Source organism: Microbispora sp. ATCC PTA-5024, assembly GCF_000511135.2.
Classification (GTDB): Bacteria; Actinomycetota; Actinomycetes; order Streptosporangiales; family Streptosporangiaceae; genus Microbispora; species Microbispora corallina.
In genome coordinates, this window is record NZ_KI866522.1 from 2,658,344 (window position 1) to 2,668,659 (window position 10,316).

At 71.6% G+C, this 10,316-nt stretch carries 9 protein-coding genes; all 9 read right to left on the reverse strand.

Annotated elements, in window-relative coordinates:
• Nucleotides 1-12 precede the first annotated feature (12 nt).
• Nucleotides 13-1,323 carry a M16 family metallopeptidase gene (locus tag MPTA5024_RS12040; RefSeq protein ID WP_036322470.1) on the reverse strand — a complete coding sequence of 437 codons (1,311 nt, stop codon included), beginning with the start codon at nt 1,321-1,323 and terminating at the stop codon, nt 13-15.
• Nucleotides 1,320-3,644, reverse strand: coding sequence for a polyribonucleotide nucleotidyltransferase (locus tag MPTA5024_RS12045; protein ID WP_036322472.1), 2,325 nt, complete (start codon nt 3,642-3,644; stop codon nt 1,320-1,322). The genes MPTA5024_RS12040 and MPTA5024_RS12045 overlap by 4 nt, the downstream gene beginning before the upstream one ends.
• 342 nt (nt 3,645-3,986) lie before the next feature.
• Nucleotides 3,987-4,256, reverse strand: coding sequence for a 30S ribosomal protein S15 (gene rpsO, locus MPTA5024_RS12050; RefSeq protein ID WP_036322474.1), 270 nt, complete (start codon nt 4,254-4,256; stop codon nt 3,987-3,989).
• A gap of 193 nt (nt 4,257-4,449) precedes the next feature.
• The gene (locus MPTA5024_RS12055) at nt 4,450-5,400 is read right to left on the reverse strand and encodes a bifunctional riboflavin kinase/FAD synthetase (protein WP_036322475.1); all 951 of its coding nucleotides are present in this window, start codon (nt 5,398-5,400) and stop codon (nt 4,450-4,452) included.
• A 144-nt stretch (nt 5,401-5,544) separates the two neighbouring features.
• Entirely contained in the window at nt 5,545-6,429 is an 885-nt protein-coding gene (gene truB / locus MPTA5024_RS12060) for a tRNA pseudouridine(55) synthase TruB (RefSeq protein ID WP_036322477.1), read from the reverse strand.
• Nucleotides 6,426-7,436 carry a DHH family phosphoesterase gene (locus MPTA5024_RS12065; RefSeq protein ID WP_036322479.1) on the reverse strand — a complete coding sequence of 337 codons (1,011 nt, stop codon included), beginning with the start codon at nt 7,434-7,436 and terminating at the stop codon, nt 6,426-6,428. Before MPTA5024_RS12065 ends, truB begins: the two co-directional genes overlap by 4 nt.
• Nucleotides 7,433-7,921: a 30S ribosome-binding factor RbfA gene (rbfA, locus tag MPTA5024_RS12070; RefSeq protein ID WP_036324020.1), complete on the reverse strand. Its 489-nt coding sequence runs from the start codon at nt 7,919-7,921 to the stop codon at nt 7,433-7,435. Before rbfA ends, MPTA5024_RS12065 begins: the two co-directional genes overlap by 4 nt.
• Nucleotides 7,922-7,966: 45 nt before the next feature.
• Nucleotides 7,967-8,266: a DUF503 domain-containing protein gene (locus MPTA5024_RS12075; protein ID WP_036322481.1), complete on the reverse strand. Its 300-nt coding sequence runs from the start codon at nt 8,264-8,266 to the stop codon at nt 7,967-7,969.
• 58 nt (nt 8,267-8,324) lie between these two features.
• A partial coding sequence (gene infB, locus MPTA5024_RS12080; RefSeq protein ID WP_084369572.1) for a translation initiation factor IF-2 occupies nt 8,325-10,316 on the reverse strand: 1,992 nt, incomplete at its 5' end.

Consider the following 10,316-nt stretch of genomic DNA (forward strand, 5'->3'; position numbering starts at 1 on the left):
GGTGCGACCAGGTCAGGCGACGGCGAAGCCGAAGTCCTTGTCCGGGTAAGGACCGATCACGGCGAGCGTCATCGGGCGGTTGAGGATGTCCGCCGCCACCTCGGCGATGTCGTCGGGTGTGACGGCCTCGATCCGGGTGAGCACCTCGTCGACCGGCATGAGCTGCTCGTACACGAGCTCGCTCTTGCCGATCCTGGACATCCGGGAGCCGGTGTCCTCCAGGCCGAGCACGAGCCCGCCCCGCATCTGGCCCTTGCCGCGGGCGATCTCCTCGGAGGTGATGCCCTCGGCCACGACCCTGGCCACCTCGTCGCGGCAGATCTTCAGCACGTCGTCGATCTTGGACGGCAGGCAGCCCACGTAGATGCCGAACTGGCCGGTGTCGGCGTACTGCGAGGTGTAGCTGTACGCGCTGTAGGCGAGGCCGCGCTTCTCCCGGATCTCCTGGAACAGCCGGGACGACATGCCGCCGCCGAGCGCCGCGTTCAGCACGCCCAGCGCGAAGCGGCGGTCGTCGGTGCGGGAGACGCCGGTCGTCCCGAGGACCAGGTTGGCCTGCTCGGTGGGCCGGTCGAGCACCCGGACGCCGGAGCGCCGCTCCACCCCTGGGCCGCCGATGCGCGGGTCGGCGGGCGCCGCCGTCCCGCCGAGGGCGCCGGCGCGCTCGTAGGCGTCGGACACCAGGCGGACCACGATGTCGTGGTCCACGTTGCCGGCCACCGACACCACGGTCCGCGGCGGCACGTAGAAGCGCTGGTAGTACTCGTGGATGCGGTCACGGGTGAGCGCGTTGATCGAGTCGTCGTTGCCGAGGATCGGCCGCCCGATCGGCGTGTCGCCGTACAGCTCGGCGGAGAACTGCTCGTGCACCACGTCGGAGGGATCGTCGTCGTGCATGGCGATCTCCTCGAGGATCACGCCCCGCTCCGACTCGACGTCCTCCGCGGCGACCAGGGAGGAGGTCACGACGTCGGACAGGACGTCGATCGCCAGCGGGAGGTCCTCGTCGAGCACCCGCGCGTAGTAGCAGGTGTACTCCTTCGCGGTGAACGCGTTGATCTCCCCGCCGATGCCCTCGATCGACGCCGAGATCTCCATGGCGTCCCTGGTCGGCGTGCCCTTGAACAGCAGGTGCTCGAGGAAGTGGGTGGCGCCCATGTGCTCGGGCGCCTCGTCCCTTGAGCCGATGCCGACCCACATGCCGACCGCCACGCTGCGGACGGTCGGCATCGTCTCGGTGACGACCCGGAGGCCGCCGGGGAGGACGGTGCGGCGGATGGCTCCGGCGCCGTCCTTCCCCGGAAACAGGACCGTGGTCGTCACGAGTTGCGCTCGTCCCGGCCGCCGCGGGTGCGGCTGCGACGCGGGCGAGATGCACGCTCCTCCTGCGGGCCGTCCTGCGACGCCGCGGCGGGAACCTCGGCGGGTACGTCCGCCCCGCCGGCCTCTCCGGAGGCGGCCTTCTCCGCGGCCTCCTTCTCCACGACCTCGACCGGGACGAGGGACAGCTTGCCGCGCGAGTCGATCTCGGCGATCTCCACCTGAATCTTCTCGCCGACGTTCATGACGTCCTCGACGTTCTCGATCCGCCGGCCGCCGTGCAGCTTGCGGATCTGCGAGACGTGCAGCAGGCCGTCCTTGCCCGGCAGCAGCGACACGAACGCGCCGAAGGCGGCGATCTTGACGACCGTGCCCAGGTAGCGCTCGCCGACCTCCGGCATGTGCGGGTTCGCGATGCCGTTGATCAGCGACCGGGCCGCCTCGGCCGATGGGCCGTCGGTGGCGCCGATGTAGATCGTGCCGTCGTCCTCGATCGTGATCTCGGCGCCCGTGTCGTCCTGGATCTGGTTGATCATCTTGCCCTTGGGGCCGATGACCTCGCCGATCTTGTCCACCGGGACCTTGATCGTGATGATGCGCGGCGCGGTCGGGTTCATCTCCGCCGGGGAGTCGATGGCCTCCTGCATCACGTCGAGGATCGCCAGCCGGGCGCCCCTCGCCTGCTTCAGCGCCGCCGCGAGCACGTGGGCCGGGATGCCGTCCAGCTTGGTGTCCAGCTGCAGGGCGGTGATCAGGTCCTTGGTGCCGGCGACCTTGAAGTCCATGTCGCCCATCGCGTCCTCGGCGCCGAGGATGTCGGTCAGCGTGACGTACTGGTCGCCCTCGCCGATGAGGCCCATCGCGATGCCGGCGACCATCTCCTTGAGCGGCACGCCCGCGTCGAGCAGCGCCATCGTCGAGGCGCAGACCGAGCCCATCGAGGTCGAGCCGTTCGAGCCGAGCGCCTCCGACACCTGCCGGATGGCGTACGGGAACTCCTCACGGGTCGGCAGCACGGGCACGAGCGCCCGCTCGGCCAGCGCGCCGTGGCCGATCTCGCGCCGCTTCGGCGAGCCCACGCGGCCCGTCTCACCGGTGGAGTACGGCGGGAAGTTGTAGTTGTGCATGTAGCGCTTGGTCCGCTCGGGATTGAGCGTGTCGATCATCTGCTCCATGCGCAGCATGTTCAGCGTGGTGATGCCGAGGATCTGGGTCTCGCCGCGCTCGAACAGGGCCGAGCCGTGCACCCGCGGCACCACGTGGACCTCGGCGTTCAACTGCCGGATGTCCTTCGGGCCGCGGCCGTCGATGCGGACGCCCTCGCTGATGACGCGCTCGCGCATCAGCTTCTTGGTCACGCTGCGGAACGCGGCGCCGATCTCCTTCTCCCGGCCCTCGAAGTCGGGCAGGAGCTTCTCGGCGGCCAGCGCCTTGACCCGCTCGATCTCCAGCTCGCGCTCCTGCTTCCCGGCGATCGTCAGCGCCGAGGCCAGCTCGCTCTTGACGGCCGCGGTGACGGCCTCCAGGGCGTCGTCCTGGTAGTCGAGGAAGATCGGGTACTCCTGGGTCTCCTTGGCGGCGACCTCGGCCAGCTTCGACTGGGCCTCGCAGAGCACCTTGATGAACGGCTTGGCGGCCTCCAGGCCCTGGGCCACGGCCTCCTCGGTCGGCGCGGCCGCGCCCTCGGCGACCAGCTTCAGCGTGTGGCGGGTCGACTCGGCCTCGACCATCATGATCGCGACGTCGCCGTCGGCCAGCACCCGGCCGGCCACGACCATGTCGAACGTGGCGGTCTCCAGCTCGGAGTGGGTGGGGAAGGCCACCCACTGGCCGTCGATCAGCGCGACGCGGACGCCGCCGATCGGGCCGGAGAACGGCAGCCCGGCGAGCTGGGTCGACAGGCTCGCGGCGTTGATGGCGACCACGTCGTAGAGGTGCTCGGGGTGGAGCGCCATGATCGTGGCGACGACCTGGACCTCGTTGCGCAGGCCCTTCACGAAGGACGGGCGCAGCGGCCGGTCGATGAGGCGGCAGGTGAGGATCGCGTCCTCGGACGGCCGGCCCTCACGCCGGAAGAACGAGCCGGGGATGCGGCCCGCGGCGTACATCCGCTCCTCGACGTCCACGGTGAGCGGGAAGAAGTCCAGGCTCTCCTTGGGATGCTTGGACGCGGTGGTCGCGCTGAGGACCATGGTCTCGTCGTCCAGGTAGGCCACGGCGCTGCCCGCCGCCTGCCGGGCCAGGCGGCCCGTCTCGAACCTGATCGTGCGCGTGCCGAATGAGCCGTTGTCGATGACGGCTTCTGTGCTGTGGACACCCTCCACGGGGGACCTCCTTGTCGGATCGGTCTCCCGCGTCGCTCAGTTCGCCGGGCTCCCCGTTCAGGTGCAGTGCCGGTCTTCGATCGAAGCGCCCGGTCCGTCCGCACGGCTGACGCCGTGGCGACCGGGGGCCACTACCGAGGACCGGCCCTCTCACGCCGCGGGATCGCGCGTGCGGCTTGCGTGCGGACGCGGGGCACTGGTCTGTCGGGCCGAGCCGGCCTCGCGGCCCGCTCTCCCTGTCGGCTGTTGAGTTGTCGGCTGTTCAGTTGTGGTTTTACCGCAGGCCCATTGTGGCCCGCTATGGGAAAGGAGCGGCGAAGGATCGCCGCTCCTTTCTCAAGTTTATCGGCGCAGTCCGAGCCGCTCGATGAGGGAGCGGTACCGCGTGATGTCCTTGGCCTGCAGGTACTTCAGCAGGCGGCGCCGGCGGCCGACGAGCAGCAGCAGGCCGCGACGGCTGTGGTGGTCGTGCTTGTGGACCTTCAGGTGCTCCGTGAGGTCGCTGATGCGCTTGCTCAGCAGCGCGATCTGGACCTCCGGGGACCCGGTGTCACCCTCGGTGGTGCCGTACTCGGCGATGATGGTCTTGGTGGTCGCGGCGTCGAGCGACACTGCTTCTCCTTCTGATGGGAGGCACGCACAACACTTTCCGAGCCCGCGAACGACCGTGCGTGCCTACAGTCGCCGTGACAGGCCAGCCGGGAGACGATGGACGTCACCCGAAGAGGGCTGACATTCAACGGTACCATCGCGACGCCGCGCCCCGCACAACTCCGATCACTTGCCGTGGTCGTGACGGCCGGGATCAGCGGCCCGAGGTCACCTCACGGGCGCGGTCGACGTCCGCGCGCATCTGGCTGATGAGCGCCTCGATCGAGTCGAAGCGCAACGTCTCACGCAGGCGCTCGGCGAAGTCGACCGCCACGTGCGCGCCGTACAGGTCGAGGTCGTCGCGGTCCAGCGCGTACGCCTCGACCGTCCGCTCCACCCCGTCGAACGTCGGGTTCGTCCCGATGGAGATGGCGGCCGGCCAGCGCTCCCCCTCGTACGGCGAGGGCGCCTGCGTGCACTGCAGCCAGCCCGCGTAGACGCCGTCGGCGGGGATGGCGGTGTGCTGCGGCGACTCGACGTTGGCCGTCGGGAACCCGAGCGCCTTGCCGCGCTGGTGCCCCCGGACCACCACGCCCTCCACCCGGTGCGGGCGGCCGAGGGCGGCGGCCGCCCCGGCCACGTCGCCGGCGGCGAGCCGCTCGCGCACCAGCGTCGAGGAGATGGCCTCGCCCTCGCTGACCAGCGGCACCCCCTCGGCGACGAAGTCGTACTTCTCGCCCAGCGTGCGCAGCGTCTCCAGGTCGCCGGCCGCCTTGTGCCCGAAGCGGAAGTTCTCCCCCACGACCACGCACGCGGCGTGCAGCCGGTCGACGAGCGCCGTCTGCACGAACTCGTCGGGCGACATGCGGGAGAACTCCAGGGTGAACGGCAGCACGCAGACCGCGTCCACGCCCAGCGACGCGAGCAGCTCGGTGCGCCGACGCGGGGTGGTCAGCTGTGGCGGGTGGCTGCCCGGCCGCACCACCTCGTCGGGGTGCGGGTCGAAGGTCACGACCACGGAGAGGAGCCCGAGGGACCGGGCCGTCTCCACCGCACGGGCCACCATGCGCTGGTGTCCCAGGTGCACGCCGTCGAACACGCCGATCGTGACGACGGACCTGCCCCAGTCATCGGGGACGTCGTCCAGCCCGTGCCAGCTCTGCACCTCGACCTCGATTCGCTCTGCCCATCGCCTCTGCGGCGCCGACGGCCCGCGCGGTCGTGCGGCCGCGCCGCCGCGGCGCAGTAGACAGCCTGCCATGCCGCGGGGCGTGGGCGGGAACCAGCCCCCGCCGACCGGGGGCGCGGGTCAGGAGACGAAGACCACGAGCGGCCGGGCCGCGCCCCCGCGCTCCTCGACGAGCGCCAGCAGCGTGCCGTCGCCGGCGAACACGCCCGCGGGGCCGGGACCGAGCCCGGCGGCCCGCAGACGCCCGCCGTGCGCCACCAGCCGGGCCTCCTCGTCCGTCACGTCCCTGCGCGGGAACGCGGCCGCCACCGCGTCGGCGATCGGCATGATCACGCACCCCCGCTGGAGCTCCTCGATCGTGCGGGCCGACTCGATCCCGTACGGACCGACGCGGGTGCGCCGCAGGTACGTGAGGTGCCCGCCCACGCCGAGGGCGGAGCCCAGGTCGCGGGCGAGCGAGCGGATGTACGTGCCGCTGGAGCAGGTGATCACCGCGTCCACGTCGACCGTCTCCCCCTCGCGGCGGACGGCGGTGACCTCGAACGCGCGGACCGTGACCGGCCGGGCGGCGAGCTCGACCTCCTCGCCGGCCCGGGCCCGCTTGTAGGCCCGCTCGCCGTTCACCTTGATGGCGCTCACCTGCGGAGGGACCTGCAGGATCTCCCCCGTCAGCGCCGCGATCCCCGCGCGCACGTCCGCGTCGGGCACGTGCCCGGCAGGAGCGGTCGCGACGACCTCCCCCTCGGCGTCGTCGGTGTTCGTCGAGACGCCGAGCCGGATCGTGGCCTCGTAGACCTTCTCCGTCAGCGCGAGGTGCCCGAGCAGCCGGGTGGCCTTCTCCACGCCCACCACGAGGACGCCGGTCGCCATCGGGTCGAGCGTGCCGGCGTGCCCCACCTTGCGGGTTCCGGCGATGCCGCGCATCTTGCCGACGACGTCGTGCGAGGTCCAGCCGGCGGGCTTGTCCACGATGATCAGCCCGCTGGGGGGCGGCGTGCGCTTCATGCGGCGTCCGGGGTGAGCAGGGGGCGGAGGGAGGCCATGGTCTCCTCCGGGGACAGGGTGGAGGAGAACCCGGCCGCGCAGGGGTGGCCGCCCCCGCCGAGCGCGGTGCAGGCCCGCGCGACGTCCACGGCGCCCTTCGAGCGGGTCGAGACGTTCCACCCGCCCTCGTCGTCCTCCTTGAGCACCACGGCGACCTCGGCCTCGTCGACCCGACGGATGACGTCGATGACGCCCTCCACCTCGTCGTACGGCAGGCCGTGCCGGGCCCTGTCGACGCGGGTGAGGTAGGTCCAGACGAGCCCGCGCCCGCCCGCCCCCTCCGGCTCCAGCGTCACCCTGTCGAGGGCGGCGCCGAGGACCCGCAGGTACGCGAAGGGCGACCGGTCCCACAGCTCGCGGGCGATCGCGTCGGGGTCGAGCCCGGCCGCGATGAGCCGTCCGGCCATCGCGTGGGCGGCCGGCGTGGTGGCCGAGTAGCGGAACGAGCCCGTGTCGGTGACCAGGCCGGCGTACAGACAGGTGGCGACGTCGCGGTCGACCGTGAGGCCGAGCCGCCCGGCGAGCCTCTCGACGAGCATGGTCGTCGAGGCGGCTCCCGGGTCGACCAGGTGGAGCGAGCCGAATCGGGTGTTGGAGACGTGGTGGTCGACCACGACGAGCTCGGCGGCCTTGCCGGCGTTGGGGGCCAGCAGGCCGAGCCGGTCCATGGTGGAGGCGTCGAACGTCATCATCAGGGACGGCTCGGCGGGGTAGGCCGCCGGCTCGACGAGGAGGTCCTGGCCCGGGAGGAACCGCAGCAGCCGGGGAACGGTGAAACCGCGGTCGCCGAACGAGGCGACCACGTGCTTGCCGGCCGCGCGCAGGGCGAGGCCGAAGCCCAGCATCGAGCCGAGCGCGTCGCCGTCGGGGGTGACGTGACACGCCAGCGCGACGGTGTCCGCCGCGCGGACCAGCGCGACGGCGCGGCCCCAGTCCGCCTCGGGGACGGCGGTTGCGTCGGCGGTCACAGGGCGCGGTGCCCCGCCCGGCCGGTGGGCTCCTCCTCGCCCGCCTCGGCCGCCTCGTCCTCGATGTCCTCGTCGAACCGGTAGGGATCGGCGTCGCCGGCGAACTGGGCGCCCTCGGCCTGCTTGGCGACCTCCTCGTCCTTGGCCCGGGCGAGGGCGAACAGGTCGTCCATGTGGCGAGCGCTGTCGGGGAGCGGGTCGTGCACGAACGTGAGGGTGGGGGTGTGCCGCAGGCCGGTCTGCCGGCCGACCTCGGATCGGATGATCCCCTTGGCGCTCTCGAGGGCGGCCGCGGTGTCGGCCCGCTCGGCCTCGGAGCCGAACACGGTGTAGTACACCGTGGCGTCGCTCAGGTCCGCCGTGATCCTCGCGTCGGTCACGGTGACGAACCCGAGCCGCGGGTCCTTGATCCGCCGCTCCAGCATCTCCGCGACGACCTGCTGGATGCGATCGGCCAGCTTTCTGGCGCGCGCTGCGTCCATGATCACGCTCCCTCGTTGACTGTACGGCTGACGCGCGCGCCGGGCCGTCTATTCCTCGTGGTCGTTGAAGAGCCGCTGCCGCGCGGACAGCAGCTCGATCTCGGGATGGTAGGCCACCATGCGCTCGCACGCGTCGAGCACCTCGTCGCAGTTGGCGGCGGAGCCGGACACGACGGCGACGCCGATCTCGGCGCGGCGGTGGAGGTCGAGGTGGCCGGTCTCGGCCACGGCGACACCGGGGAACCGCCGCTGCAGTTCAGCGATGAGCGGACGGACCACGGAGCGCTTCTGCTTCAGCGAGCGGACGTCGCCGAGCAGGATGTCCAGGGTAAGGGCACCGACGTACATGGGTGACTCGCCGCCGGCCGCCGCCCCCCGTCACGACGGGGGGCGGCGGCGCTGCGTCTCAGACGCGCGGCTTCTCCTGCATCTCGAACGTCTCGATGACGTCCTCGAGCTTGATGTCGTTGTAGCCGACCCCGATACCGCACTCGAAGCCCTCGCGGACCTCGGTCGCGTCGTCCTTGAACCGGCGAAGCGACACGACGGTGAGGTTGTCGGCCACCACGACACCGTCGCGGATGAGCCGGGCCTTGCTGTTGCGGGTGATCGTGCCCGAGCGGACCACGGCGCCGGCGACGTTGCCGATCCGCGGGACCTTGAAGACCTCGCGGACCTCGGCGGTGCCGGTCCTGACCTCCTCGAACTCCGGCTTGAGCATGCCCTTGAGGGCCGCCTCGATCTCCTCGATCGCCTGGTAGATGACCGAGTAGTACCGGATGTCGACGCCCTCGCGCTCGGCCAGGTCGCGGGCCCGGACCTCGGGCCGCACGTTGAAGCCGATGATCACCGCGTTGTCGTCGGCGATCGCCAGGTTGACGTCGTACTCCGTGATGGCGCCGACGGCGCGGTGCAGCACGCGGAGCTTGACCTCGTCCCCGACGTCGATCTTGAGCAGGGCGTCCTCCAGGGCCTCGACGGAACCGGAGACGTCACCCTTGATGATGAGCTTGAGCTCGTCGACCTGGCCCTTCTCGAGGTCCTTGAACAGCTCCTCGAGAGTGCGCCGGCGGCCGGACCTCGCCATGTCGGCGATCCGCTGCCGGGCGGCCCGCTGCTGGGCGATCTGACGCGCCATCCGGTCGTCGGTGACGACGATGAAGTTGTCACCGGCGCGCGGGACGGCGGTCAGGCCGAGCACCAGGACCGGACGCGACGGGTCGGCCTCCTCGACCGTCTCGCCGTTGTCGTCCAGCATCGCCCGGACGCGGCCGAAGGCCTCGCCACAGACGATCGAGTCGCCGACCCGCAGGGTGCCGCGCTGCACGAGCACGGTCGCCACGGGGCCGCGGCCCTTGTCCAGGTGCGCCTCGATCGCGATGCCCTGGGCGTCCATCTCGGGGTTGGCCCGCAGGTCCAGCTCGGCGTCCGCGGTCAGCAGGATGGCCTCGAGCAGGTTGTCGATGCCGGTGCCCTGCTTGGCGGAGATGTCCACGAACAGCGTGGAGCCGCCGAACTCCTCGGCCACCAGGCCGTACTCGGTGAGCTGGGCCCTGACCTTGGTCGGGTCCGCGCCCTCCTTGTCGATCTTGTTGACCGCCACGACGACCGGCACGTTGGCCGCGTGGGCGTGGTTGAGCGCCTCGATCGTCTGCGGCTTCACGCCGTCGTCGGCCGCGACCACCAGCACCGCGATGTCGGTCGCCTGGGCGCCTCGGGCACGCATGGCGGTGAACGCCTCGTGACCGGGGGTGTCGATGAAGGTGATCTTCCGGGGCTCGCCCTCGTGCGTCGTCGCCACCTGGTAGGCGCCGATGTGCTGGGTGATGCCGCCGGCCTCGCGGGCCACCACGTTGGTGTGGCGGATCGCGTCGAGCAGCTTCGTCTTACCGTGGTCGACGTGGCCCATGACGGTCACGACCGGCGGGCGCGGCGCGAGGTCGGCCTCGTCGCCCTCGTCCTCACCGAACTCGATCTTGAAGGACTCGAGGAGCTCGCGGTCCTCCTCCTCCGGGCTGACGACCTGGACGTCGTAGTCCAGCTCGGCGCCGAGGAGCTGCAGCGTCTCCTCGTTGACCGACTGCGTCGCGGTCACCATCTCGCCCAGGTGCAGCATGATCTGCACGAGCGAGGCCGGGTTCGCGCCGATGCGGTCGGCGAAGTCCGACAGGGAGGCCCCACGGGGAAGGCGGATCGTCTGCCCGCCGCCGCGCGGAACCTGCACGCCGCCGATCGACGGCGCCTGCATGTTGTCGAACTCCTGGCGCCTCTGCCGCTTCGACTTGCGCCCACGGGTCGGACGCCCGCCGGGACGGCCGAAGGCGCCCGCCGTGCCGCCGCCGCGGCCACGACCGCCGCCGCCACCGCCACCGGGACGACCGGCGAAGCCGCCGCCACC

What these genes read in the sequence shown, in the direction of transcription:
- truB (WP_036322477.1), bottom strand. Translation starts at nt 6,429, where the DNA reads ATGAAGCGCACGCCGCCCCCCAGCGGGCTGATCATCGTGGACAAGCCC.
- MPTA5024_RS12075 (WP_036322481.1), bottom strand. Translation starts at nt 8,266, where the DNA reads ATGTACGTCGGTGCCCTTACCCTGGACATCCTGCTCGGCGACGTCCGC.